Raw genomic sequence first — 23,720 nt, 5'->3', positions numbered from 1 at the left:
CTCGACAGTATTTTTTGCGCGCGCCATTTCAGGCTGCGCAAAGCAGGCGGGGCGTACATCAGCCGCTGCCGGCTGATGCACGCCCCGTGGACAGCCTGGCAATGGCTTGCCAGCCGGTCGCCGTGCCGCTGCTTTAGCGGCCGGCGAAGTGCCCGGTGCTGGCCGTGTCGCCCGCCTTGGCCACGGCGCCCGGAATATTGCTCAGTCCGCTAATGGCGACGACGTCGCCATCGTTGCGAAATTCCAGGCGCGTGCCGCTGGCCGTTTCAAAGACGCCCGGCGCACGGCCGAACAGTTCTACTTCGGGCTGCCCCTTGATTTGCGTGAAATAGCGGTTGACTTGCTGGCGCAGCAGCAAGGTATCGCCCGTGTCGAGCATGTAGCGATTGCCGTACTGGCTGAATTCCTGCGGGGCCAGTTTATAGACCGTGCCGGAGACCTGGACCTTGTCCTGTTCGCCGATTTCCAGCGCGCTGGCGCTGAGGCAAGACAGGCCGAGGACGAGGGCGGCGCTACCGAGGGCGAGGGTACGCGAGAACGATGCTTTCATGATTTCACCTTGTGATCAAAATGCTGGTTGGAGTTAGACTGATGTTGTCTCCAGCAGGTTCGCTGGCGGGGACAATGCCAAGGTAGCAAGTGGCCCGGCGCCATGCCAGCTCAAAGCGATGAAATGCAGGAATCCGGCGCTGAAACGCGAAATCGGACGATGGATGGTTTTGGAATGAATGCGAGAAAGCGGGCTTGTCAGCAGAATTTAATTCTGTTTAATTTGCAGTGGTAATGTTTTTATCGGTTTGGCGCCCGCTCAGGGGACGGGCGCCACGTGCGTTCAATACAGCGTTTGCGCCGATTCGTGCAGTAACTGGCCATACAGGGTATGGCGCATCTTGGCGATCTTGCCTTCAGACAAGGCTTGCAGGATGGCGCACTGCGGCTCGATCAGATGGCGGCAGTTGTAGAACTTGCAGCCGCCCAGATAGGGCTGGAACTCGCGGAAGGCCCGTTCCAGCATGCCCTCGGACAGGTGGTACAGGCCGAATTCCTGGAATCCGGGCGAATCGATGATGGAGCTGTTGGCGCCCAGTTCGTCCAGTTTGTACAGGCGCGTAAAGGTCGTCGTGTGCTTGCCCGTGTCGAGCGCGGCCGAGATTTCGCGCACGGCGATGTCCGCGTCCGGCACCAGCAGGTTGATCAGCGACGATTTGCCCATGCCCGACTGGCCGATCAGGATAGACGACTGGCCCGCCAGCAGCGGCGCCAGGGTGGCCACGGCGTGTTCCGGTTCGGCGCGCGCCGATACCTCATCGACGGGATAGCCCATCGAGGAATACGGCAGCAGGCGTTCGCGGGCGCGCTCCAGCGAGGCCGTTACGTCCGTTTTATTCAGGATGATGCGCGCCGCGATGCCGGCCGCGTCGGCCGCCACCAGCGAGCGCGAGATCAGGTCGTCGGCAAAGCCCGGTTCCGTCGCCACGACGATGAACAGCTGCGTCAGGTTGGCTGCCAGCAACTTCGATTTGTACTGGTCCGAGCGGTACAGCAGGGTCTTGCGTTCCTCGATGCGGTCGATGACGGCCTGGTCGTTGGAAGTGCGCGTCAGGTGCACGATGTCGCCCACGGCCACATTGGTCTTCTTGCCGCGCGTCACGCATTGCAGCTTGGCGCCATCCACGTCGGCCAGGTAATGGCGGCCGTGGGCGGCGATGATGATACCCGTCAACTTGCCTTCGCTCATGGGACCACCTGGCTGCTCTGGTAGATGAGGTCGGCCTTGGCGGCGCAGATGAAGTCGTTTTCGGACAGGCCGCCGGCGCCCTGGTTGACCGAGTGCGTATCGTAGCGCACGGCGCAGGTTTTGTAAGTGATGATGAGCTCCGGATGGTGGTCTTGCGTATGGGTCATATAGGCCAGGGCGTTCACGAACGCCAGGGTCTGGTAGTAATTCTTGAAGCCGAAGTCGCGGCACAGCTTGCCATTTTGCAGCGTCCACTGGGGCAGCAGGGCGTGCAGGGTGGCGATGTCCGTGTCGCCCAGCGCCTGCTGGCGTGGCGAGCAATTCAGTTGGGTCAGGTCTTGCGAAGTCGATGGCGTATTCATGTCGTAGCCCCTTTCAGGTGGCGGATGCGCACGCTGGCCGGCGGGTGCGAGTCGTAGAAGGCCGAGTGCAGCGGGTCGGGCGTCAGGGTTGACGCATTGTCTTCATACATTTTGACGAGCGCCGAGACCAGGTCGTCCGCCTGCGTGTGCGTGGCAGCAAAGGCGTCGGCTTCGAATTCATGCTTGCGCGAGCTGAGCGAGGTCAGCGGTCCCAGCAGGAAAGTGAAGACGGGCAAGGCCAGCATGAACAGCAGCAGGGCCAGCGCATCCGTCGGCTGGCCCGTCAGTGCCAGGGTGACGGGATCGATGCCCAGGCCCGCATAAAACCATGGCTGCGTCTTCAGGAAGCCCAGCAGCGCCAGAAAGCCCAGCGAAATGACGAACATCATGGCGATGCGCTTGACGATGTGCTTGAGCTTGAAGTGGCCCAGTTCATGCGCCAGCACGGCTTCGATTTCCTGCGGCGCCAGGCGCGACAGCAGGGTGTCGAAGAAGACGATGCGCTTGTTGGCGCCAAAGCCCGAGAAATACGCATTGCCGTGGGCGCTGCGCTTCGAGCCATCCATGACGAACAAGCCTTTCGAAGCGAAACCCACGCGCTGCATCAAGCCTTCGATGCGGCTTTTCAGCGCTGCATCGGCCAGCGGCGTGAATTTGTTGAACAGGGGAGCGATGACAGTGGGAAACAGCACCATCATCAGCAACTGGAAGCCGCTCCAGACGAACCACGCGTACAGCCACCACAGGTCGCCGGACCTGGCCATCAGGGTCAGCACGACCCAGATCAGCGGCAAGCCGATGGCCGCGCCCAGGCCCACGCCCTTGAGCATGTCCGTGAAGAACAGCTTGCGTGCCATGGTGTTGAAGCCGAAACGTTGTTCCAGCACGAATTGGCGGTAGTAATCAAAAGGCAGGTCGATCAGGCCGGAAATGACAGCGAAGGCGGCGATCAGGCCGATCTGGTACAGCATGGGCGAACCCGCTCCCATCCATTCATTCAGGGACAGCGCCAGCCACTGCAAGCCGCCCAGCAAGGTGAACCCGATCAGCACGGCGTAGTTGATCAGCAAGGTCAGCAAGCCGAACTTGGTCTTCGCCACCGTGTAGTCGGCCGCCTTCTGGTGCGCGGCCAGCGGGATCTTTTCCGCGAATTCGGCAGGCACTGCGGCGCGGTGCGCCAGCACGTGGCGGATCTGCCGCGAAGCGAGCCAGAAGCGCACGGCAAGGGTCAAAAGGAGGACGGATACAAACAAAATCGAAAACGCGAGTGAATACATTCTGTGCCTGTGAGAAAATGGCTGATTATTTAGTTTGATTAGGCCAAGAGAGAATTATGTCACAAGCGACCGACTTATCTGCACCCACCTCTGCATCCACCCCCGCACCCGCCGTCCCGGCACGTCCAAATGAGATGAACCTGGTCTGGGTCGACATGGAAATGACGGGCCTGGAGCCCGATACCGACCGCATCATCGAGGTGGCGGTGGTGGTGACGGACATGCACTTGAACCTGCTGGCCGAAGGCCCCGTGTTCGTGATCCACCAGTCGGATGAAACGCTGAACAAGATGGATGCCTGGAACAAGGGCACGCATGGCCGCTCCGGCCTGATCGACAAGGTGAAAGCGTCGACCGTGACGGAAGCGCAGGCGGAAGCGGAACTGATCGCATTCCTGAAGAAATACGTACCGGCAGGCAAGTCGCCCATGTGCGGCAACACCATCGGCCAGGACCGCCGCTTCATGGTGCGCGGCATGCCGAAGCTGGAAGCGTTCTTCCACTATCGCAATGTGGACGTATCGACACTGAAAGAGCTGTGCAAGCGCTGGAAGCCGGAAATCGCCACCGGTTTCAAGAAACACCAGAAGCACACGGCCCTGGCCGATATTCTGGAATCGATCGAAGAGCTGAAGTACTACCGCGAGCATTTTATTAAATTGTAATGGTGTTGTCGGGTTACGCGCTATGCGCTAACCCGACCTACGAGCCGTTACCGCCGCTGGCGTAGGTCGGGTTAGCGCCCTGGCGCGTAAGCCGACACATCCGCCGCCTCAAAGACAAGGCTGCGCCAAGTGCCATCCTCATCCTGCCACTCCAGCGCAAACGGCCCCGTTTGTCGTAAAGCCGTGATCCAGCGCACTTCGCCAGGCTGGCGGAAATATTCCGCGCTCTGCCCGAACGGCTGTCCCAGCCGGCACAGCACCAATCCCTCGCCCGCCACGGCGCACCATTGCTCATGGATATCGATCAAGGCCACGGCCGGATCGCCATAGAATTCGCCCAGGCTGGCTTGCCGGCCATCGGCCGCCGTCACCGTGGCTTGTTCATATTCATGCTGGACAATATAGGTGGCGCTGCGCGCCAGTTCCCTGTTCGTCATGCGCTCTCCACGGTGGGCCAGACGGTTTCCTGGTCGGCGCGAGCCTCGGCGATCAGCCATTCGCAGAATGCATGCACGAGGGGACGCGTTTCCGCCTGGGGCGAGCGCAGCAGATAATAGCAGTGGGGACCGCGCACGGCGTGTTCGAAGACGCGCACCAGGCGGCCCGAGCGCAGGTCGTCGCCGATCAGGGGACTGGCGGCGATGGCCACGCCCTGGCCGCTGGCGGCCGCGTCCAAGCATAAGTATGTGTGCGAAAAGCGCGCGCCGCTGTTGCCGCTATTGCCGCTGTAATGCACGCCGCAGCTGTGCAGCCAGCGCGTCCAGTCGATTTCGCCGGGCAGGTGCACTTCCGGCTCGTCGTGTAGCAGCGGGTAACGCAGCAGGTCGGTGGGCTGGCGCAGGCTGGCCGCGTTGGCGCGAAAGCCGGGGCTGCAGACGGCGGAAAACCATTCTTCCATGAGTAAATCCACTTTGAGGCCCGGATAGCGGCCTGGTCCCAGGCGGATGGCCACGTCGACGCCATCGCGCGCCAGGTCGACCGGGTGCATCGAGGCCAGCACGCGCAGCTCGATTTGCGGATAGCGGTCGCGCAGCCGGCCCAGGCGCGGCATCAGCCAGCGCGAGACGAGTGAGCTGGTGGCCGTCACCGTCACCACCTTGTCGTCGCCCTGGCGCCGCGCCTGCTCTGAGACGTCGGCCAGTTGGTTGAGTATCGGTCCCAGCGAAGCCGCATAGCGCTGGCCGGCGCTGGTGAGCACCACGCCGCGCGGCAGGCGCTGGAACAGTACGACGCCGAGCCACGCTTCCAGCTGTTTCACGTGGTGGCCGATGGCGCCTGCCGAGACGTGCAATTCTTCGCCCGCGCGCTGGAAGCCTTCATGGCGGGCAGCCGCTTCGAAGGCGTGCAGGGCGGCGAGCGGGGGCAAGGGACGTGACATGGCACTCTTCAAGAGAATTGAGCCTCAGTAATATTCGGCCTATCCGTGAAGAATATTGGTTTGTTTCATTTTGCGCAAGCGAATATGATGCCGTCATTACGTGAAGTGACCCGCAATAGGATTCACGCATGCATTTCACGTACGCATCACCTTCCAGCCTTGCTTGGCATTAATATTTACAACGCCTGGGAAAACCGTCGCGAGCGGCAGTGATTTGTGGCCGAGAAGCGCAACCGTACTTCAGTACGGTGAGCATCGCCGGCCGCAAAGCGCGACGCGCAGCAGGTTTACCCTGGCGTACTCAAAGAGGTTTAGTCATGTCTGATCGCCGCGCTGTTGCGCTGGTGTTGCTGTCGGCCGCCGGTTTCGGCAGTTCCGCAGTGTTTGCCAAGGCGGCCTATGCGTCCGGGGTCAACCCGTCGACCATGCTGGCCTTGCGTTTCGTCATCGCCGCCATGCTGTTGCTGCCGCTCGTGTGGCTCGGTGGCTGGCGCTTGCCGCGCGGCCGCCTGCTGGCCGGCTACATGCTGATGGGCCTGATGTATACAGCCCAGTCGCAAGGCTATTTCAATGCCCTGATGTATGCCAGCAGTGGCCTGTGCGGCATGTTGCTGTATGTGTATCCCGTGCTGGTGACGATCCTGGCGCTGGCGCTGGGCTGGGAAAAGCTGGACCGGCGCATGCTGGTGCTGATGGCGCTGGCGATTGCCGGCATGGCCATCACCCTGGGCGGCAAGCTGCAGGGCCAGCCCATCGGCATCGCGCTGGCATTGATGGCGGCAGGCGTGTACGCCGTGTACATCCTGTTTGGCAACAGCCTGTCGAAAAGCCGCGAGAATATTCACCCATTGGCCGCCTGCGTGGTGATCCTGGGCACGGCTGGCCTGTCGAATACTGCGATTGCCCTGTGGCAAGGCGTGGCCTTGCCGGGCACGGCGACGGGCTGGCTGGCCGTCAGCGCCATCGCCCTGTTCTCGACGGCCATCGCGATTGCCGCCTTCTTTGCCGGCGTGGCGCAAATCGGCGCGGCCAAGGCCTCCATCATTTCCACGTTTGAACCAGTGATCACGATGGCGTTCGGCGTGACCATGCTGAAAGAAACCGTGAGCGGCACGCAATTGCTGGGCGGCGCCATGGTGCTGGCCGCCGTCGTCTTGCTGGCGCAGCGTCCCACTGCCAAGCCCGCAGCCATGCCGGGCGTGCAGGCCAGCGCCTGATCCTGTTTTTCTGAACTGATCGGCTGTATCGATCGGTCTCCTTTGCGCCGCGACGGGTTTCCTGTCGCGGCGCTTTTTTTTACACATAAAATCTTGATTGCGAATGATTCTCATTTATAATTGACTGCAAGATTCCCCCACCACCAGCCAGCCCTCCGCATGCCAGCCAGTGTTCGCCTTGAAAGGAGACACCGTGTCGAGCACGTTCCCCATTTGCAATACCGAACTGGTCGCCAGAGAATTTGCCCGCCTGCGCTGCGAAAAGAAGGCCCGCCACCGCGACATCGCCGAGGAACTGGGCATTGCCGAAGGCGAGCTGATCGCCGCACATGCGGGCCTGTCGCTGGCCGATGGCGCCTTGCTGGGCGCGGTGCGCCTGCAAGCCGACTGGCCCGCCATCGTCGCCGCGCTGGAACCGCTGGGCGAAGTCATGGCGCTGACGCGCAACGCCTCGTGCGTGCATGAAAAGACGGGCGTCTATCGAAAAGCCAGCCACAACAATCATGTGGGCCTGGTGCTTGGTGGCGACATCGACTTGCGCGTGTTTTACCGCCACTGGGCGCATGGCTTTGCCGTACGCGAGGTGAACGAGGGCGAAAACGCGGTGCAGCGCAGCTTGCAATTCTTCGATGCGGCCGGCCATGCCGTGCACAAGATTTTCCTCAAGCCGCACAGCGACCTGGCCGCCTACGACGCGCTGGTGACGCATTTTGCCGATGCGAACCAGGCGGCCGGCATTGCCGTGACGGCGCCGGCGGCGCCGCCGGCCGAATTGCCCGACGCGCAGATCGACGTGGCCGGTTTTCGTGCCGCCTGGGCCGATTTGCGCGACACGCATGAATTTTTCACCGTGCTGAAAAAATATGCGGTCTCGCGCCTGCAAGGCCTGCGCCTGGCCGAGCCGCGCTTCGTGCAGCAGATCGACAAATCCTGCGTACTCGACCTGCTCAACGATGCCGCCCTCGAAAAGGTGTCCATCATGGCCTTCGTCGGCAATGCCGGCATGATCCAGATCCATTCTGGCCCCGTGCACAAGATCGCCGTGATGGGGCCATGGATCAATGTCCTCGACACGCGCTTCAACCTGCATTTGCGCGAAGACCATATCGCCAGCGCCTGGGTGGTGAAAAAGCCGACAGTCGATGGCCTGGTGACGTCGGTGGAACTGTTCGACGCCAGGGGCGACACCATCGTCATGTTCTTCGGCGAACGCAAGCCGGGCGTGCATGAATTGTGCGAATGGCGCCATATCGTCGACAGAGTGGCGCAGGAGGGCGAACTATGCGCCGCATGATCGCCGCCAGCGTGGCGCGCCGCATCGCGCTGAAAAAAATGGGGGCGGGAGCACTGGCCCTGGCCGCGCCGATGCAGGTGCTGGCCGCCGTGTCCGACGCGGGTAAACCCGTGGCGAAAGCGCGGCGCATTGTCAGCGTCGGCGGCGCCCTGACGGAAATCGTCTACGCGCTCGGAGCGCAGGGCGAACTGGTGGGCGTCGATACGACGTCGCTGTATCCGGTCGTGGCGCAACAGCTGCCGCAAGTGGGTTACGCGCGCACCCTGTCGGCCGAGGGCGTGCTGTCGCTGGCGCCCACGCAGCTGATCGCCACCGAGGAAGCGGGGCCGCAAGCGGTGTTGCGTCAGGTGCGCGACGCGGGCGTGCCGGTGGCGGTGCTGAGCGCGAATAACCAGTTCGAAGGCTTGCTCGAACGGGTGAAACAGGTGGGCCAGATCACGGGCCGTGCCGACCCCGCCGCGCGCCTGGCGCAAGCCTTGCAGCAGCAGTGGGACGGCGCCCTGGGCAAGGTGCGCCAGCGCAGCCAATCACCGATACAATCGGCCGTGCGCGTGCTGTTCATTCTCGCCCATGCGCCGAACCAGGTGATGGTGGGCGGGCGCGAGACGGGTGCCGATGCCATGCTCGCGTACGCGGGCGCCGTCAACGTGATGGGCGGCCAGGGGGGATTCGCCGGCTACAAGCCCCTGACGCCGGAAGCCGTGATCGCCGCGCGGCCCGATATCGTGCTCGTCACGGACCAGGGTCTGAAGGCATCGGGCGGCGTGGATGGCATCCTCAAATTGCCAGGACTGGCGCAGACGCCGGCCGGGCGCACGCACCGCATCGTCTCGCAGGAAGCCATGCTGCTGCTGGGCTTTGGCCCGCGCATGCCGCAGGCGCTGATGGAGCTCGACGCAGCGTTTGCCAAAGCCATGGCCGCATGAACGTCGCCTCGCTGATGCACGTCGCTCCGTGGCGCTGGCCACGCTGGGGTGCTGGCGGGCTGCTGGCAGCCGCTTTGGTGTGCGGCTTGCTCATCGCCGTGCAGGCGGGCGCCGTGCCCGTGACACTGGCCGACTGGCTGGCGCCGTTTCAAGCGGGCGACGATGCGCTATCCGGTGGCGCATACGTGCTGTGGCATATCCGCTTGCCGCGCGCCCTGTTTGCCATCCTGATCGGCGCCGCGCTGGCGCTGGCCGGCGGCCTGACGCAAGGGTTGTTTCGCAATCCGCTGGCCGACCCGGGGCTGCTGGGCGTGAGCAGCGGCGCCGCCTGCGCGGGCGCGGCCACCATCGTCTTCGCCGCCAGCCTGCACGTGGCGCCCGAGCTGCGCGTGTGGCTGCTGCCGGTGGCCGCGTTTGCCGGCGCCATGCTCATTTGCGTGCTGCTCGACCGCGTCGCCCGCTGGGCCACGCCAGGCTCCATCGTCGGCCTGCTGTTGACGGGCGTGGCGCTCAATGCCATCACGGTGGCTGTCATGGGCCTGTGCATCTACCTGGCCAGCGACGACCAGCTGCGCACTCTGACTTTCTGGACCCTCGGCTCGCTGTCGGCCGGCAGCTGGCGCCAGGTGGCGGCCTTGCTGCTGGTGCTGGCCGGCGCGCTGTGGGCCACGCGCTTCCTGATGCGTTCATTGAATGCGCTGGCGCTGGGCGAGGCGCAGGCGCTGCACGTGGGTATCGACGTGGGCCGGCTGCGCACGCAGGTGATCGTGCTGGTGGCCGTGCTGACGGGGTTTGCCGTCGCCTGGTGCGGCGGCATCGGTTTTATCGGCCTGATCGCGCCGCACCTGGTGCGCACCTGGCTGGGCGCCGACCAGCGCCGCGTGCTGCCGCTGGCGATGCTGATGGGCGGCTTGCTGCTGCTGTTGGCCGACACCCTGGCGCGCACTGTCGCCATTCCCGCGGAAGTCCCCGTCGGTATTTTCACGGCCTTGCTGGGCGGGCCATTTTTCTTGATGCTGTTGCGGCGCTTCCGCCACGCCAGCGCCTAGAGGTGAACATGACGCCACTGCTGGAACTCTCCTTCGCCACCGCCCAGTTGGGCCAGCAGTATTTCGGCCCCTTCAATGTGCGGGTGGCGCCCGGCGAGCGCGTCGCCATCCTTGGCCCCAGCGGCGCGGGCAAGTCGACCCTGCTCAAACTGATGGCGCGCGAATTGCAGCCGCAGGCGGGACAGGTGATATTCGCGGGCCGGCCGCTGGCGCAGTGGCCGCTGGCCGACCTGGCCCTGCGCCGCGCCGTGCTGCCGCAAGGCTCGAACGTGGCTTTTGGATTGCAGTGCGCGCTGGTGATCGGTCTGGGACGGGTGGCGCGCCTGCTTGACCCCCAACTGGAACGGATCGTGCAGGACGCGGCCGCCCTGGCGCACGCCGCGCATTTGCTGGGCCGCCGCCTGGACACCCTGTCCGGTGGCGAGCAGGCCAGGGTGCAGCTGGCGCGCCTCTTCGCGCAGATGTGGGATGTGAAAAATGGCTTGATACTCGTCGACGAACCGCTGGCGGCGCTCGATCCCGGCCTGCAGTTCGATTTGCTCGATAGCCTGCAGCAGTTTTGCGCCGCGCGCGGCCACGCCGTCGTCGCCATCCTGCACGACATCAATCACGCCTTGCTGGGTTTTGACCGGCTGCTGCTGGTGCGTTCGGGCCAGCTGGTCGCCGATATCGCCAGCGATGCCGGCGCCGTTCCCGCCTTGGCCGCGCTGTACGGCATCGCCCTGACGACGGCGACCAATAGCGATGGCGACGTGTGCGTCATCCCTGCCAGAAGCGCGGTGCGCAGAGCCGCCTGACTCATTCACTCACCAGACGTCCGCCGCGCGCGGCCGCGCCATCTGGCCGCTACCGAGCAGCCACACCATCAGGGCCTCGGCCTGTTCGCGCGTGGCGGCGACTTCCTGCACGATGCCGAACGCCTTCATGGCGCCGGCCGCCATCGCCTGCAGGCGCGCGCGCTGCTCCGCGTCCGCCTCGACCGATACCAGGCCACGGCAAAGGGCGGCCAGCGCCACCTTGTTGTGCTTGAGCCACAGGCCGCGCCGCTTGCGGTCGATATGCGCTTCATCGCTGAGTTCCTCTTCGAACAGTAGGACGAACGGTGCGCCATGGCGCAGCAGGGCTTCCATGTCGTTTTCCCACAGCGGGGCATAGCCGGTAACGGCCGTTTCAGGGCGAAAGCGCACGATGGGAAAGTCGCTGACGTCGTGGATGGAAAAATGTGCGGGATTCGGTTTCATGGCGTGCTTCCTTGCGAGTTGGTTGAAAATGCCTGCCAGCCGCCGCCCAGCGCCTTGTAGACCTGGACCAGCGATAGCGCAGCGGTGGCGCGGCTGTCGACCAGCGCCGCTTCGTTGTTCAATAAGGTGTTTTGCACATGCAGCACGTTGAGCAGGTCCGTGCCGCCCTGGCGGTACTGCAGTTCCGCGCTGCCCAGCGCCCGGCGTCCCTGCTTGACGGCTTCATCGAGGCTGACCTGGCGGCGGGCGTTGGCCTGGTAGCCAGACAGCGCATCTTCCACTTCGTGCCAGGCGGCCAGCACCGTCTGGCGGTAGGCGATGGCCGCTTCCTGCTGCTGCGCCTCGCGCAATTGCAAGTTGCCGCGCAGGCGGCCGCCATCGAACAGGGGCACGCTGAGGCCGGGGCCGAAGGCGAAGCGCCTGGCGTCCCAGCCGATATCGGACAGCTGCATCGCCTGCAGGCCGACGCTGCCCGAGAGCGTGATGCGTGGATAAAAATCGCCTTGCGCCACGCCGATGGCAGCCGTGGCCGCGTGCAGCTGCGCTTCGGCGCGGCGGATGTCGGGCCGCCGTTCGGCCAGGCTGCTTGGCACACCCAGTTGCACCTGCATGCTCATGGCGGGAATGTCCTTGCCGGCTGCCAGTTCCGCCTGCAGGGACTGCGGCGGCAGCGCCAGCAAGTGGGCGAGGGCATTGCCCAGGCGCGCTACGCGCTGCTGCAACGGCGGCAGGCGCGCTTCGATGGTGGCCACGTGGGCTGCCGCCTCGGCCTCGTCGAGCTGCGTCGCCGCGCCTTCGCGCAGGCGGATGCGCGTCAGGTTCAAGGTATGGCGCGCGATATCGAGCAGTTGCTGCGTGATGGCCAGCGTTTGCTGCGCGCCGCGCAGCTCGATGTAGTCGCGCGCCGTTTCGGCCAGCACGGCCAGCAGCACGCCGCGCTGCGTTTCCAGCGCCACGTCGACGCGCGCGTCAGCCGCTTCCACTTCGCGCCGCACGCGGCCCCACAAGTCCAGTTCCCAGGCTGCGTCGAGGTTGCCTTGCCACAGGTTGTAGGCGGACTGGCCGTTGTTGCGCGACGGGTCGCTCAAGCCCTGCTCGCTGTTGCGCGCGCGGCTGTAGCTGCCATTCGCACCCAGCGACGGGCCTTGTGCGGCGCCGGCCACACCGCGCGCGGCGCGGCTCTGTTCCAGCCTGCTGCTGGCCGCCAGCAGGTCGAGGTTGGCGCCGGCGGCGCGCTGCAGCAGGGAGGATAAAGTCGCGTCGCCAAAACTGTCCCACCAGCGCTGTTCGATGGCGCCATCCTGTGCTGCGGCGAAACGGGCATCCTGCGCCTGACGCCATTGCTGTCCCAGATCGTTGTGCGGGCGCTGGAAGTCGCTGCCGACGCTGGCGCAGCCGGCCAGGCCCAGGGCCGTGATGAGTATCAGTGCTTTCATCGTGCGCTCACCTGTTGCAGCTGTTGGCGGCGCATGGCCGTATCGATGCGCACTTCGGCCGACATGCCGACGCGCAAACGACTGTCGCCATCCTGGCCCGGGTCGAGCGCGATCCTGACGGGGATGCGCTGCACCACCTTGGTGAAGTTGCCGGTGGCGTTTTCCGGCGCGATGGCGGCAAACGTCACGCCCGTGGCGGGCGCGATGCTGTGCACCGTACCGTGCAGGAGTACGCCCGGATAGGCGTCGACGGCGATGCTGGCGCGCTGGCCCTGGCGCACGTGGGTCAACTGGGTTTCCTGCAGGTTGGCGACGATGAAGCTGCGGTTCAAGGGCACCACGGCCATCAGGCTGGCGCCGGGAGCGACCAGGGCACCGACGCGCACGGCGCGGCGTCCCACGATACCGTCGATGGGGGCGCGCAGCTGCGTATGCGACAAATCCAGTTCGGCGCGTTGCAGGCTGGCGCGGGCGCGCAGCAGGGCCGCTTCGGCCGCACCTTGCTGCGCTTGCAAAATGTCCGTCTGCTTGCGGGTGGCAACGAGGGCGGCGCGGTTTTGCGCCAGGCGCGCGCGGCTCACATCGAAGCGCGATTGTGCCTGCTGCGCGTTCTGCACGCTGCCCGCGCCCTGGCCGGCCAGGTGCGTTGAGCGGGCCAGCTCCTGCTGCGCCAGTTTGTCTTCCGCCTGGTTGGCGTCGACCAGGGTGCTGGCCTGCTCGATCACCGATTGCTGGCGCTGCAAGGTGGCGCGGGCATTCGCCAGCTGCGCTTCGGCACCGGCGACGTCGGCGCGGGCCGAGGCGGCGGCGGCCTGGTAATCGCGGTCGTCGATGCGCGCCAGCAGCTGACCCGCCTTGACAGTCTGGTTGTCTTCCACCAGCACGTCCCGCACGATGCCACCCACCTTGGGGGAGAGCACGGTGTAGTCGGCGCTGACAAAGGCGTCGTCGGTGCCTTGTTCTTCGCTGGGGGAAAACAGCAGTTGCCAGGCGCAAAAGGCGAGGGCGCAGGCCAGCAGGGCCAGGCCGAGAAGAAAGGCGCGCGAGCGCAGTATGGGTTTTTGCATGGAGAAGCTCTTTCGTGAAGTAAAAGTCAGGCGGCGCGCGGCGGATAGACGCGCGTCGGCAGGATGGGAATGATCACAATCATGGCCAGCGCGATGGCGGCCACGGTGAGGTACAGGTCGGACGAGGTCAGGGTGACGACTTGCGCATGCATGCGCTGCGCCAAGCCAGGATCCAAACCTGCCATGTCCACGCCGGCAGGCAAATTGCCCAGGCGTTCGCTGAGCACCGTCGAATGGAAATGGTTGCGGCGCGTGATCAGCGCATCGAGCACGCCGGTGGCGACGACGGCCGACATGCCCTTGATGGTGTTGAACCAGGCCGAGGCGAAAGGACCATCCTGCGGCGCCAGGCCCGTGGTGGCCAGCAGCAGCAAGGGAATCACGGCCATCGGTTGCGCAAAAATCTGCACCGCCTGCAGCAGGTAGAAATGCGTGCGGATCCAGTCCGGCGACATGCGCGCACCGAGCACGCAGGACAGGGCCAGCAGAGCCAGGCCGATGGCCAGCACCCAGCGGCAGTCGACGGCGCGCAGATTGCACAGGGCGGCCACCAGCGGCAGGGCGATCAGCTGCGGCAGCGCCACCATCAGCATCACGGGCGCCGTTTGCAGCGGACGGTAAGCATGCACCTGCGCCAGGTAGGACGAAGGGATCAGGATCACGGCCAGCAGCACGAACAGCACGCCGCCCAGGGTAAGCAGGGCGTGGCTGAGGTTACGCCGCGACAGCAACTGCAGCTTGAAAAACGGCAGCGGATGCGACCATTCGTTGATGAAGAACAGCACCAGCAGCACGGCGCCGCCACCCAGCAGCACGCAGATCAGCGGCGAGGCGAACCACGCCAGGCGCTCGCCCTGCAGCATGCCGATGACCAGCATGCTGATGGCGGGCAGTCCAAGCAGCAGGCCGCGCCAGTCGAACTGGCGGAAACGTTCGAGGCGCAGCGGGTCTTGCGGCAAGCCCCAGGACACCATCAGCAGGGCGACGATGCTGCCCGGGACGATTTGCCAGAAGGCCCATTGCCAGCCCAGGTACTCGGTCCAGAAGGCGGCCAGCGGCGTGCCCAGGCTGGGACCGAAGGTGGCGCTCAGAGCATAGCCGCCCAGGCCATACAGCTTGATGTTCGGCGGCAGGAAGCGCAGCGCCACTGTCATCAGCATGGGTGGCAGGGCGCCACCGGCCGCGCCCTGTACCACGCGCAGCAGCATCAGCACGGAGAGGTTCGGCGCGAACGGGCATAGCAGACCGGCGGCCATGCAGACGAGGATGGCGCTGGCCGTCAGGCGGCGCAGCGAGAAGGTGACGGAGCACCATGGCGCAAAGGCCATGGCCGATACCGAGGCGGCCGCGTACAGGGCCACGAGCCAGCTGGCGTCGTCGCGCGCGATGCCCATGGCGCCGCGGATGTCCGCCAGCGCGACCTTGGTGATGTTTTCATTCAGGCCGGACACCAGCACGGCCAGCAGCACGCCGGTCAGGCCCGTGGCCAGGCGCAGGCCGAAGGCGGGAGGTGCGGGAGGTGCGGGAGGGGCGGGTGGCGCGGCCGCGGGGGTGGCGCCGGGAAACGGTACAGCAGACACAGGCAACTCCGTGGATGAGGATCAGTCCACGCAGTATAGGTAGCGCTAAATGTTATGAAAATTGATCATTGATGAAGTCTGAGTTGCGTCAGACGCAATGATGAGTGGGGCTCAGACCCTAAGCGTCTGGCGGCGTGCTGCCACACAGCTCCTTGATCATGCGGCGCAACCAGCGGTGCGCGTGGTCGTGGTCGAGGCGCGGGTGCCAGGCCTGGAAGACTTCCACGTTGTCGACGGGGATGGGCAGCTCGAACGTGCGCAGCTTCAGGCCCAGGCGCTCGACGATGGCCAGCAGCGGCGTGGGCATCAGCGGCAGCAGCAGGCGCGAATCGGCCACGGCGAAAATGGCCGACTGGAAGTTGGGGCTGATCAGCGAAACGCGGCGCGTGTAGCCCCGCTCGGCCAAGGCCGTGTCGAACGGGCCGCGCGCCAGGCCGCGCCGCGAGACGCTGATATGTTCGTACTCGGTAAAGCTGTCGAGGTTGATGGGGCCGTCGAAGATCGGGTGGTCGCTGCGGGCGATGCCGACAAAGCCGCTGGAGAACAGCTGCTGCAGCTTGATGTCGGGCGCAAAGGCGCGCCGCGCGCTGATGTACAGGTCGATGCGGCCCGCGTGCAAGGCGTCGTTTTCCGTGGCGCCATCGCCTTCGGGCACGAAGCGCAGCACCGTGTGCGGCGCGTGCACGGCCAGCAGGTCGCGCAGCTTGCCGCCGTAGGCGCCGACAAACACGTCGTTGGCGCACAGGCTGAAGGTGCGTTCCAGGGTGCGCAAGTCGACTTCGCGGCCGGACGTGAAGATGGCGTGCGCCTGCTCCACCACGCCGCGCACCTGCTCGCGCAATTCCAGCGCACGCGGGGTGGGCGCCAGGCCCCGCCCGGAGCGCACGAAGACGGGGTCGCCGATGGCGTCGCGGATGCGCGCCAGGGTGCGGCTCATGGCCGGCGCACTCAGATGCATGCGCCGCGCCGCAGCCACGGCGCTGCCTTCCTCGAGCAGGATGTCGAGGGCAACGAGCAGGTTCAGGTCGGGGAGTTTCATGCGGCGATTATAGCCCGGGGGCCAGCGCCAGCGCCGCGCCGGCAGGACGCCGGCGCAACAGGGATGCTACTGCGGTATTACTCTGCTGCCGGCTCGGCGCCGCAGCATTTCTTGAACTTCTTGCCGCTGCCGCAAGGGCAGTCGTCGTTGCGGCCCACTTTCGGCTCTTCGCGCTTCATGGTTTGCACCGGTGCCTTGCGGCGCGGTACCCAGAAACGGTGGATGGCCGGCAGGTTCGCTTCCAGTTCCTGCGCCAGCTTGTGCGCCTTGACCGGGTCTTCCACCAGTTTCAGTTCTTCTTCCTTGATTTCGTCGGCGCCCAGCAGGTAGATCGGCTGCATCAGCTCGGCCACTTCGGAGGTCCAGATTTCACTCCACGAGCCAGGACGCAGTTCCATGCCGTCCCAGAAGCCCCAGCACCAGGCTTCGGCGTCGATCAGGGTCTGGCCTTCGTAGTCGTGCTCGACGAACAGGGCTTCGAACTCTTTCGGCGCCACTTCAAACGTCACCAGCACTTCGTTCATGAAGCGCATGATCAGGTTGACGATGCGTTCTTCTTCCTTGCTGTTCTTGAATTTCGGTGCATCTTCGGCATCTTCGCCCCACACGCGCGGCAGCCACTCGGCTGGCATGATCGGTTCCGGGCCGATGGCGACGGCCGTCAGATAGCCGTGCAGCATATCCATGGTCATCGCGTCTTCGGAGCAGCGCTCCGACAACAGGAATTGGTCTAATTCGTCGAATTCTTTTTCTGATAATGGCTGTTCGAGTTGCATGGCTTGCTCTTTGATTGAATGTAAGGCGCCAGTATACGCCTTGCAGCGCTTCATCACCGAAGTGTTTGCACCGGCGGCTCGCGTGCGCCTTACAATGTCGCTTATGCACAATGAAAACCAGCCGCACGAGGACGACCGGCCCGTCCATCCCTTTTCCGCTCTCAGCCCCGATTGCGTGCTCGACGCGCTCGACAGCGTGGGCTTGCGCGGCGATGGCCGCCTGCTGGCCCTGAACAGCTATGAAAACCGCGTCTATCAGGTGGGTATCGAAGACAGCGCGCCCCTGGTGGCCAAGTTTTACCGCCCCGCACGCTGGAGCGATGCGGCCATCCTGGAAGAGCACGCGTTCGTGTCCGAGCTGGTCGAGCGCGAAATCCAGGTGGTGCCGGCGCTGTCCATCAACGGCAGCACCCTGCACCAGTACCAGGGCTTCCGCTTTGCCGTCTTCCCCCGCCACGGCGGCCGCGCGCCCGAGCTGGATGATCCGGCCACGCTGGAATGGATAGGGCGCTTCATCGGCCGCATCCACGCCGTCGGTGGGCTGTCCACCTATAAGGAACGGCCGGCACTCGATCACCAGACGTTTGGCGTCGAGCCGCGCGAGTTCTTGCTGGAGGGCAATTTCCTGCCGCCAGAACTGCTGGCCGCGTATTCCAGCGTGGCGCAGCAGGCGCTCGATGGCGTCAAGCGCTGCTATGACCGCGCAGGTGACGTGGCCGTGCTGCGCACGCATGGCGATTGCCATGGCGGTAACGTGCTGTGGACGGACGCCGGCCCCCATTTCGTCGATTTCGACGATAGCCGCATGGGCCCGGCCATCCAGGACCTGTGGATGATGCTGTCGGGCGAACGGGGCGACCAGGTGCGCCAGATGAGCGACATCCTGGCCGGCTACGAAGATTTTTGCGATTTCGACCCGCGCCAACTGTACCTGGTCGAAGCGCTGCGCACCTTGCGCCTGATCCATTATTCGGCCTGGCTGGCGCGTCGCTGGGACGACCCCGCCTTCCCCGTCGCCTTCCCGTGGTTTAACACGCAGCGCTACTGGCAGGACCGTATCCTTGAACTCAGGGAGCAGGTGGCGCTGATGGATGAAGCGCCATTGTGGCCTGTCTGACCTAAACGTCCGAAAAGCGTGGTAAAAGGCGCTCTTCTTGCCGTGCTGATTTGTGCATGCCTGTTCGATAATGGTGGTAATAAATTCCCATAAGCAAAAGAATTCACCCGAATAAGCGAGAAATCATGCAAGCACAGCAAAATCCGCGCCAGGCCGCCTCCCTCACCGTCGCGTATTCCGCCGACGATGAGTTCGACCAGGACAGCATGGTCTCGCTGCATGATTTCAAGGACCTGGAGCGCAAGGCGGAAGCACCGGCCGTCGCCATCACACCCGAATTACACGCCGAACCGCAAGCCGAGCCGGCAACTGACGCCGACAGCAAGGCGCCCACCGCCGAACGCCAGAAAATGGAATTGAAGGCCATCCACGAGGCGATTGCCCGCGTGGAAGCGGAAGCGAAGGCCACCTGCGCCGCCGAAAGCCGCGCGCTGGCCGAGGCGCGCGTGCGCTCGCTGGCTGAGGACCGCGCCGCCATCGACGCGGCCGCCGCCGCCGCCGCACAGCAAAATGCGCAGGCAGCCGAAGAAGCGATTGCCGCCAACCGTGAACGTCTCGATACCATGCGCGCCGCCGCGCAGGCCAGCGTGGCCCGCCTGGAGGCGGTCAGGCAGGAGACGGCTGAACTGCGCGCGCGCGTGGAGTCCGACAATGCCATCCGCCTGGCCGCCGAACAGCGTTCGCGCGCGGAACAGGAAAGCCGCTTGCGCGCCTGCGAGCAAGTGGCGGTGCAGTCGGAACTGGCCGAGCAGGCCGCCCGCGCCGCCGAAGAATTGCAGGTGCAGACGGAGCAGGCGCGCCTGCAAGCCGTCGAGCGCGTCGCCGCCGTGCAGGCGGCCAAGGAAGAAATGGTGGGCATCGCCTCGGCCGACGCCAGAGTCGCCGTGCTGGCGCGTGAACGCGAGCGCCATGCGCACGGTGCGCGCCAGACGGCGCAGATGCTGGCCGAAGCGGAAAGCGAAGCGCTGGACTTGACGGTGCAGCGCGAGCGCGCCGACCAGATCGCGCTGGAATCGGCCTTCAACCGCGCCGCCGCCGAAGTGCGCGCCCTGGAAGAAGCGCGCGCGCTGGCGCACCTGGAGCAGGAACGCGAAGCCATCGCCCTGGCGCAGGCGGAATCGGAACGCCATGCGGCCCAATCCCTGCGTTTGCGCCTGCAGACGGAAAAGGAATTGCGCGACGCGGCCATTCACCGCGAGCGCCTGGAAATGGTCGCCGTGGCCAGCGCGCAGGCGCGCCGCGATGCCGACGTGCGCATCCTGGCCGCCACCGAGGCGCGCATCGAGGTGGACCGCCAGCTGCGCGCCGTGGCGCTGGCCCGCGTAGCGGCCGAACAGGATGCGGAAATCGCTGGCCACGCCAAGCTGGAAGCGGAAACGGCCGCACTGGAACAGACCAAGGCGCGCGAAGCGGCCGAGCAGGCAGCCGCCGTGGCAGCTGCGCGCGAACTGGAAGAGCAGCAGCGCGCCGCCAGCCTGGCGCACGAACGCGCCGAACAGGCGCGCCAGGCGTCGGAACTGGCGGCCAGCCAGAATGATGCCGAGCAGGCCGCGGTCGATGCCGGCAATGCGACGTTGGCTGCGCAGGCGCAGGCGTCGCAACTGGCGCAGGAAAAAGTCCGGCAGGCGGAGCAATTGCTGCAAGCTGAGCAGGAGCGTCTGGCCGCCGAACAAGCCGCCCTGGCCGCCTTGAAAGAGAAACTCGAAGCGGAAGCGCTGGCGTGTCACGCGGCGCAGGAACGCATCGCCGCAGAAGACGCGCAAGCCGAACTGCTGCGCGGCCAGCACGCTGCCGAACAGGCCTTGCGGGAAGCGGCGCAAAAGGAAGCCGACGCCATTCGCATCCTGATGGACCAGGCGCTGGTCGAAGGCGAGCAGAAAGCGGCTGCCGCGCAAGCGGTGCAGGCGCAGGCGCGCCTGGCCGTGGAACTGGGACAAGTGCATAGCGAGCGCGCCCGCGTGGAAGAAGACAAGGCGCAAGCGGCCGACGCGCTGCTGGCATCCGAGCGTGATTTCGTCGCCGCCGAACGCGAGTCGCTGGCCTTGATCGCGCAAAAACTGGTACAGCAACGCCAGACCAGCAGCGCCGAAGAGCGCGCCTCGCAAGCCATCGCCGGTCGCCTGGAAGTGGAAAAGCAGGCAACGGCGGCCGCCGAAACACGCGCCGCCATGGAACAGCAGGCGCTCGACGCCATGCGCCAGCGCGAGCAGCTGGAACGGGTCGCGCAGCAGGCCGCCAGCGAAAAACTCGCCGCGCAGCAAGCGTTGCTGGCCAGCGCCCAGGCGCATGCTGCCCTGCAGCGCAAGGCCGCCGAGACCACGCGCGCGATGGCCGCCGCCAGGCAGCAATTGCTGGAACAGGACACGGCGCGCGCGCAGCAGCAAGAGCGCGAACTGGCTGCCCTGCGCGCCAGCCTGGAGCAGCCGCAAACGGTCTTTTCCAGCTCCTTGAGCGCCGCCCGCGCAAAAGCCGAACAAGTCAGCTCGGCCAGTTTGACGCGCGAAGTGATCGAGAGATTGACGCAGCCGAATGATGTCGGTGCCGTCTGGCGTTCGCGCTGAGAGTCTGAGAACCCGATAACAGCCGGGGTCGGACCTTAAGGTCTGAGGTGTCCCGGTTTTAATGGAGAGTCACTCCCTCGCGGTGCGGGGGATTTTTAATCGATGCGTAATGCACCTCAACCTCGATTGGGGTGCGGTATTTCAAGCTTTGATGCAAGCGCATCCGATTGTAATACACCTCGATGTAATCGACGATAGCAGCCTTGGCCTCTTCGCGTGTGGCATACGTCGTATTGTGCGTGATTTCGTTTTTCAGCTGCGAGAAGAAGCTCTCGGCCACGGCGTTATCGTGGCAGTTACCACGCCGGCTCATGCTGGGCCGCAACTGATGTTCCTGCAGCACGCTGCGATAGGCCGCCGATCCGTACACACTGCCCTGATCGGTATGACAGATCAGATTGGCAGGCGGCTTGCGCTGCGCAATGGCCATCCTCAAGGCCGCGATGGGTAGCATGGCAGGCTGCGACGTATCCATCGACCATCCCACCACCCGGCGTGCAAACAGGTCGAGCACGATGGCCAGATGCAGCCATCCTTCACGCGTACGTATCGACGTGATATCGCCCACCCAGGCCGTATTGGGCGCGGCAACATTGAACTTCCGTTGCAACAAATCAGGCGCTGGAGGCTCGGTGTGTTGATGTGTCTGCATGACACGAAAGCGCTGCCGGCGCATCGACGTAATGCCATCGAGCTTGCGCAGGCGTGCCACGCGGTGCTTGCCGCAGATGATTCCCTGTGCATGCAACAGCCGCCAGGTCTTGACCGCGCCCGGCGCACAGCGATGTTCTGCATGGAGGCGCTTGATGTCCTCGCGCAGCGCCAGATCGACAGTGTCATGCAAGCTGGGCAACCGTTTCGCGGCCGCATAATAACTGCTGGGACTGACCTGCAGTACCCGGCACATCGCGGCGAGCCGAAACTCGGCTTGGTGCGCGGTAATGAAAGCGTACTTGTGCTTTAACGCCGCGTTAAGTACGCATCGAGCTTTTTTAAGATGGCGTTCTCCTCCAGCGAAGCCTGCAGTGCACGCTTTAAACGGACATTCTCTTTGGCCAGATCCGTGGTCGAGACAGGCGTTACCACTTTCGGCGCCGGCAGTTCGCCAGCTTGCTTGAGCGCGGCAGCCCACTTGTACAGCTGATTGCGGCGGATGCCCAGTTCCAGCGCCAAGGCGGCCGGGCTGCAGCCAGGTTCCTGCATGCGCTCTACAGCAGTGAGTTTGAACTGCCTGGAGAAAACGGTGCGTTCCCGCCGCACTTGCGTAGCGGGAACAGCGTCTGATACGGCAAGCGATGGCTTCTTGGTCATGATGGATTCCTTTGGATGTCACTATTTTCTCAAATTAGTGACCCTCCATCAAATCCGGGCTAGCTCAGTCCGACCCCAGTCCCAGGTTTGGGTTGCGTCTGTATTTCCATTAAAACTTCCGTCCCACCCCCACCAAAATCACATCCGCATCGCGGTGGTAATCGGTGACGACCCGGTTCCACGCCACTTGCGCCACCCAGCGGCGGTCGAAGTGGTAGCGGGCTGTGGCTGACAGCAAGCCTGTCAGGCGCGTGCCGTGGCCCTGGGTATCGCGCGCATCCCACGCCAGGTAGGGACCGCCACCCATGCCGAATTCCACCTTTTCATTGAGTGAACGGATCAGCCACAGCTGGGTGGCCACGCCGCGCCTGTGCGCCAGGTCGGCATTGCCTTCATCGAGGGCGGTGACCGTCCAGTCCACGTATTTTCCCGCTGCGCGCCGGTATTCCAAGGTGAACGGGCGCGAGGATTCGGAGCGCAAGCTGTTGACGATGGTGTGCCCGGTCGATAAGGTCAAGGTGTCGTCGTGCGCCCAGTTCTGCAAGTGCAGCTTGGCGCCCGGCACGCCGTCATAGCGGTAGCCGGCGCCGATCAGCAGGTGCGTGGTGTTGTCCTTGCCGCTGGGGCGGATGCGGTTGAGCTGCGCTTGCGCATACCAGCGATTGTCGAACTGCCAGCGTGCCTGCAGGCTGACGATGGAACCCCAGCCATGGTCATTGTCGAAATTGTGCGGCGCTTCATCCGTCTTGGCCGTGTCGAAGAAGAAGTAGCGGCCCACGCCGGCGCCCAGCATCAGGCCCTGCTCCACTTTTTTCGTGCGCAGCCAGACTTGGCCCGCCATGCCGTCGCGGTGATGGTCTTCCGGGTGGCCTTCGTTGATATACGACAGGCTTACCGCATTGTAATTGCCTACCGGCTGCGTGTAGCTGATGGCGCCGACAAAGGTGCGCTCATTGGTCGAACTGACTTTCAGGGCGCCGGCCATGCCGGAGATATCCTGTGCCTGGGCGGACGGGGTGAGCGTGGCGGCCAGCAGCGCCAGGACGGTAAATGGTATGCGCATGCGGTTTCCAGTGACGGGTGAATACACCCTAACGATAGGCTGGCGCAGTGTCATGCGATTGCGCAAGAATCTTGCACATCGACTACATTGGTAAACTGTTTAGCCAGAGCTCGTCACAAGTGTATAAGAAAGCGGGAATGTGTGATGCGCACCAATGATGAGGCGGGAGGGGAGGCGCCGGCCTGGAAGGGCTGGCCGGCGCGATGTTGCTGAATTGTGGTGTTACTGGCTCAAGACGACTTTTTCGGCAAAATATTCGGTCTCGCCGAAGCATTGCGTCGGCACGCCCTTGTGCTGACTGTAGGTGACGAGGATGCGCTTGCCGGCGGCAGCCGTCAGTTGCTTCGCCACTTCTTCATCGCGCACGCTGAACTGGAATTTTTCCGGGATGGTGCCCGGCAGCGCCGTCAGCAGCAATTCACCCTCCCATGTCTTGCAAATCCAGCCCCGCTTGGAGAACTTTTGCAGGTAGCCCGCCCGTTCGCCTTCCGAGTACGAGAAGCTGAGGGCCATCCACGTGTACGCGGCCAGCAGCAGGAAGCCGGCCACGAGGAAGATGACGAAGGCGAAGGTGACTTTTTTGGTCGTAGGGGTCATGGTTGGGGGTGAATTGTTTAGTTGGA

The 23,720-nt window shown here is 64.6% G+C and carries 24 protein-coding genes; 8 read left to right on the top strand and 16 right to left on the bottom strand.

What is annotated here, in order from left to right; genetic code table 11:
* Positions 1 to 133: 133 nt before the first annotated feature.
* The 4 genes from CLU93_RS04575 to CLU93_RS04560 all read right to left on the bottom strand — a co-directional run bounded on the left by CLU93_RS04575 (position 134) and on the right by CLU93_RS04560 (position 3,377).
* Entirely contained in the window at positions 134 to 550 is a 417-nt protein-coding gene (locus tag CLU93_RS04575; protein WP_099760163.1) for a hypothetical protein, read from the bottom strand.
* Between the two features lie 282 nt (positions 551 to 832).
* A complete protein-coding gene (rsgA, locus tag CLU93_RS04570) occupies positions 833 to 1,738 on the bottom strand; it encodes a ribosome small subunit-dependent GTPase A (RefSeq protein WP_096234426.1) in 906 nt (301 codons plus the stop codon).
* Positions 1,735 to 2,100, bottom strand: coding sequence for a 4a-hydroxytetrahydrobiopterin dehydratase (locus CLU93_RS04565; RefSeq protein ID WP_099760162.1), 366 nt, complete (start codon positions 2,098 to 2,100; stop codon positions 1,735 to 1,737). The genes rsgA and CLU93_RS04565 overlap by 4 nt, the downstream gene beginning before the upstream one ends.
* On the bottom strand, positions 2,097 to 3,377 hold the full coding sequence (locus tag CLU93_RS04560) for a M48 family metallopeptidase (protein ID WP_099760161.1): 1,281 nt from the start codon (positions 3,375 to 3,377) through the stop codon (positions 2,097 to 2,099). The genes CLU93_RS04565 and CLU93_RS04560 overlap by 4 nt, the downstream gene beginning before the upstream one ends.
* A 56-nt stretch (positions 3,378 to 3,433) precedes the next feature.
* Between CLU93_RS04560 and orn the strand changes: the two genes are divergently transcribed.
* Entirely contained in the window at positions 3,434 to 4,042 is a 609-nt protein-coding gene (gene orn / locus CLU93_RS04555) for an oligoribonuclease (protein WP_180287809.1), read from the top strand.
* A gap of 71 nt (positions 4,043 to 4,113) precedes the next feature.
* Here orn and CLU93_RS04550 read toward each other — a convergent pair whose 3' ends face one another.
* Positions 4,114 to 4,479: a hypothetical protein gene (locus CLU93_RS04550; RefSeq protein WP_099760160.1), complete on the bottom strand. Its 366-nt coding sequence runs from the start codon at positions 4,477 to 4,479 to the stop codon at positions 4,114 to 4,116.
* Positions 4,476 to 5,420 carry a transcriptional regulator GcvA gene (gene gcvA / locus CLU93_RS04545; protein WP_099760159.1) on the bottom strand — a complete coding sequence of 315 codons (945 nt, stop codon included), beginning with the start codon at positions 5,418 to 5,420 and terminating at the stop codon, positions 4,476 to 4,478. Before gcvA ends, CLU93_RS04550 begins: the two co-directional genes overlap by 4 nt.
* 317 nt (positions 5,421 to 5,737) lie before the next feature.
* On the opposite strand from gcvA, the gene CLU93_RS04540 reads away from it, so the two are divergent.
* From CLU93_RS04540 to CLU93_RS04520, 5 genes are all read left to right on the top strand, one after another.
* Positions 5,738 to 6,637 carry a DMT family transporter gene (locus CLU93_RS04540; RefSeq protein ID WP_071078773.1) on the top strand — a complete coding sequence of 300 codons (900 nt, stop codon included), beginning with the start codon at positions 5,738 to 5,740 and terminating at the stop codon, positions 6,635 to 6,637.
* A gap of 193 nt (positions 6,638 to 6,830) precedes the next feature.
* A complete protein-coding gene (locus CLU93_RS04535; RefSeq protein WP_218968324.1) occupies positions 6,831 to 7,931 on the top strand; it encodes a hemin-degrading factor in 1,101 nt (366 codons plus the stop codon).
* Positions 7,919 to 8,857, top strand: a complete 939-nt coding sequence (locus CLU93_RS04530; RefSeq protein WP_099760158.1) for a heme/hemin ABC transporter substrate-binding protein — start codon at positions 7,919 to 7,921, stop codon at positions 8,855 to 8,857. Before CLU93_RS04535 ends, CLU93_RS04530 begins: the two co-directional genes overlap by 13 nt.
* A complete protein-coding gene (locus CLU93_RS04525; protein WP_180287808.1) occupies positions 8,854 to 9,906 on the top strand; it encodes a FecCD family ABC transporter permease in 1,053 nt (350 codons plus the stop codon). The genes CLU93_RS04530 and CLU93_RS04525 overlap by 4 nt, the downstream gene beginning before the upstream one ends.
* Positions 9,907 to 9,914: 8 nt before the next feature.
* A complete protein-coding gene (locus CLU93_RS04520; RefSeq protein WP_099760157.1) occupies positions 9,915 to 10,703 on the top strand; it encodes an ATP-binding cassette domain-containing protein in 789 nt (262 codons plus the stop codon).
* A 9-nt stretch (positions 10,704 to 10,712) separates the two neighbouring features.
* On the opposite strand, the gene CLU93_RS04515 is transcribed toward CLU93_RS04520, so the two are convergent.
* From CLU93_RS04515 to CLU93_RS04490, 6 genes are all read right to left on the bottom strand, one after another.
* Positions 10,713 to 11,147 carry a hypothetical protein gene (locus CLU93_RS04515; protein ID WP_180287807.1) on the bottom strand — a complete coding sequence of 145 codons (435 nt, stop codon included), beginning with the start codon at positions 11,145 to 11,147 and terminating at the stop codon, positions 10,713 to 10,715.
* Positions 11,144 to 12,583 carry an efflux transporter outer membrane subunit gene (locus tag CLU93_RS04510; protein WP_099760156.1) on the bottom strand — a complete coding sequence of 480 codons (1,440 nt, stop codon included), beginning with the start codon at positions 12,581 to 12,583 and terminating at the stop codon, positions 11,144 to 11,146. The genes CLU93_RS04515 and CLU93_RS04510 overlap by 4 nt, the downstream gene beginning before the upstream one ends.
* Positions 12,580 to 13,650 carry an HlyD family secretion protein gene (locus tag CLU93_RS04505; RefSeq protein WP_099760155.1) on the bottom strand — a complete coding sequence of 357 codons (1,071 nt, stop codon included), beginning with the start codon at positions 13,648 to 13,650 and terminating at the stop codon, positions 12,580 to 12,582. The genes CLU93_RS04510 and CLU93_RS04505 overlap by 4 nt, the downstream gene beginning before the upstream one ends.
* 26 nt (positions 13,651 to 13,676) lie before the next feature.
* Positions 13,677 to 15,230, bottom strand: coding sequence for an MFS transporter (locus CLU93_RS04500; RefSeq protein ID WP_099760154.1), 1,554 nt, complete (start codon positions 15,228 to 15,230; stop codon positions 13,677 to 13,679).
* Positions 15,231 to 15,348: 118 nt separating this feature from the next.
* Positions 15,349 to 16,269 carry a LysR family transcriptional regulator gene (locus CLU93_RS04495; RefSeq protein ID WP_099760153.1) on the bottom strand — a complete coding sequence of 307 codons (921 nt, stop codon included), beginning with the start codon at positions 16,267 to 16,269 and terminating at the stop codon, positions 15,349 to 15,351.
* A gap of 77 nt (positions 16,270 to 16,346) precedes the next feature.
* Positions 16,347 to 17,045, bottom strand: a complete 699-nt coding sequence (locus CLU93_RS04490) for a UPF0149 family protein (RefSeq protein WP_099764237.1) — start codon at positions 17,043 to 17,045, stop codon at positions 16,347 to 16,349.
* 103 nt (positions 17,046 to 17,148) lie between these two features.
* On the opposite strand from CLU93_RS04490, the gene CLU93_RS04485 reads away from it, so the two are divergent.
* Positions 17,149 to 18,162: a serine/threonine protein kinase gene (locus CLU93_RS04485; protein ID WP_099764236.1), complete on the top strand. Its 1,014-nt coding sequence runs from the start codon at positions 17,149 to 17,151 to the stop codon at positions 18,160 to 18,162.
* A 125-nt stretch (positions 18,163 to 18,287) separates the two neighbouring features.
* Positions 18,288 to 20,723 carry a hypothetical protein gene (locus CLU93_RS04480; protein WP_099760152.1) on the top strand — a complete coding sequence of 812 codons (2,436 nt, stop codon included), beginning with the start codon at positions 18,288 to 18,290 and terminating at the stop codon, positions 20,721 to 20,723.
* Between the two features lie 58 nt (positions 20,724 to 20,781).
* On the opposite strand, the gene CLU93_RS04475 is transcribed toward CLU93_RS04480, so the two are convergent.
* The 4 genes from CLU93_RS04475 to CLU93_RS04460 form a co-directional block, all read right to left on the bottom strand.
* A complete protein-coding gene (locus tag CLU93_RS04475; protein WP_243420400.1) occupies positions 20,782 to 21,666 on the bottom strand; it encodes an IS3 family transposase in 885 nt (294 codons plus the stop codon).
* Between the two features lie 17 nt (positions 21,667 to 21,683).
* Positions 21,684 to 22,034: a transposase gene (locus CLU93_RS04470; RefSeq protein WP_099759988.1), complete on the bottom strand. Its 351-nt coding sequence runs from the start codon at positions 22,032 to 22,034 to the stop codon at positions 21,684 to 21,686.
* A 109-nt stretch (positions 22,035 to 22,143) separates the two neighbouring features.
* Positions 22,144 to 23,097, bottom strand: a complete 954-nt coding sequence (locus tag CLU93_RS04465) for a hypothetical protein (RefSeq protein ID WP_099760151.1) — start codon at positions 23,095 to 23,097, stop codon at positions 22,144 to 22,146.
* A gap of 222 nt (positions 23,098 to 23,319) precedes the next feature.
* Positions 23,320 to 23,694: a hypothetical protein gene (locus CLU93_RS04460; protein ID WP_099760150.1), complete on the bottom strand. Its 375-nt coding sequence runs from the start codon at positions 23,692 to 23,694 to the stop codon at positions 23,320 to 23,322.
* Positions 23,695 to 23,720 lie beyond the last annotated feature (26 nt).

Source organism: Janthinobacterium sp. 35 (assembly GCF_002754575.1).
GTDB classification, from domain to species: Bacteria; Pseudomonadota; Gammaproteobacteria; order Burkholderiales; family Burkholderiaceae_D; genus Janthinobacterium; species Janthinobacterium tructae.
This window is presented reverse-complemented; position numbering and strand designations above follow the sequence as displayed.

Excerpts from the sequence above, each read along its gene's own strand:
- CLU93_RS04480 (WP_099760152.1), top strand. The coding sequence starts at position 18,288 with ATGCAAGCACAGCAAAATCCGCGCCAGGCCGCCTCCCTCACCGTCGCG.
- CLU93_RS04510 (WP_099760156.1), bottom strand. The coding sequence starts at position 12,583 with ATGAAAGCACTGATACTCATCACGGCCCTGGGCCTGGCCGGCTGCGCC.
- CLU93_RS04490 (WP_099764237.1), bottom strand. The coding sequence starts at position 17,045 with ATGCAACTCGAACAGCCATTATCAGAAAAAGAATTCGACGAATTAGAC.
- orn (WP_180287809.1), top strand. The coding sequence starts at position 3,434 with ATGTCACAAGCGACCGACTTATCTGCACCCACCTCTGCATCCACCCCC.
- CLU93_RS04530 (WP_099760158.1), top strand. The coding sequence starts at position 7,919 with ATGCGCCGCATGATCGCCGCCAGCGTGGCGCGCCGCATCGCGCTGAAA.
- CLU93_RS04565 (WP_099760162.1), bottom strand. The coding sequence starts at position 2,100 with ATGAATACGCCATCGACTTCGCAAGACCTGACCCAACTGAATTGCTCG.
- gcvA (WP_099760159.1), bottom strand. The coding sequence starts at position 5,420 with ATGTCACGTCCCTTGCCCCCGCTCGCCGCCCTGCACGCCTTCGAAGCG.
- CLU93_RS04465 (WP_099760151.1), bottom strand. The coding sequence starts at position 23,097 with ATGCGCATACCATTTACCGTCCTGGCGCTGCTGGCCGCCACGCTCACC.
- CLU93_RS04515 (WP_180287807.1), bottom strand. The coding sequence starts at position 11,147 with ATGAAACCGAATCCCGCACATTTTTCCATCCACGACGTCAGCGACTTT.
- CLU93_RS04525 (WP_180287808.1), top strand. The coding sequence starts at position 8,854 with ATGAACGTCGCCTCGCTGATGCACGTCGCTCCGTGGCGCTGGCCACGC.
- CLU93_RS04520 (WP_099760157.1), top strand. The coding sequence starts at position 9,915 with ATGACGCCACTGCTGGAACTCTCCTTCGCCACCGCCCAGTTGGGCCAG.
- CLU93_RS04560 (WP_099760161.1), bottom strand. The coding sequence starts at position 3,377 with ATGTATTCACTCGCGTTTTCGATTTTGTTTGTATCCGTCCTCCTTTTG.
- CLU93_RS04575 (WP_099760163.1), bottom strand. The coding sequence starts at position 550 with ATGAAAGCATCGTTCTCGCGTACCCTCGCCCTCGGTAGCGCCGCCCTC.
- CLU93_RS04470 (WP_099759988.1), bottom strand. The coding sequence starts at position 22,034 with ATGACCAAGAAGCCATCGCTTGCCGTATCAGACGCTGTTCCCGCTACG.
- CLU93_RS04505 (WP_099760155.1), bottom strand. The coding sequence starts at position 13,650 with ATGCAAAAACCCATACTGCGCTCGCGCGCCTTTCTTCTCGGCCTGGCC.
- CLU93_RS04495 (WP_099760153.1), bottom strand. The coding sequence starts at position 16,269 with ATGAAACTCCCCGACCTGAACCTGCTCGTTGCCCTCGACATCCTGCTC.
- rsgA (WP_096234426.1), bottom strand. The coding sequence starts at position 1,738 with ATGAGCGAAGGCAAGTTGACGGGTATCATCATCGCCGCCCACGGCCGC.
- CLU93_RS04550 (WP_099760160.1), bottom strand. The coding sequence starts at position 4,479 with ATGACGAACAGGGAACTGGCGCGCAGCGCCACCTATATTGTCCAGCAT.
- CLU93_RS04485 (WP_099764236.1), top strand. The coding sequence starts at position 17,149 with ATGCACAATGAAAACCAGCCGCACGAGGACGACCGGCCCGTCCATCCC.
- CLU93_RS04460 (WP_099760150.1), bottom strand. The coding sequence starts at position 23,694 with ATGACCCCTACGACCAAAAAAGTCACCTTCGCCTTCGTCATCTTCCTC.
- CLU93_RS04540 (WP_071078773.1), top strand. The coding sequence starts at position 5,738 with ATGTCTGATCGCCGCGCTGTTGCGCTGGTGTTGCTGTCGGCCGCCGGT.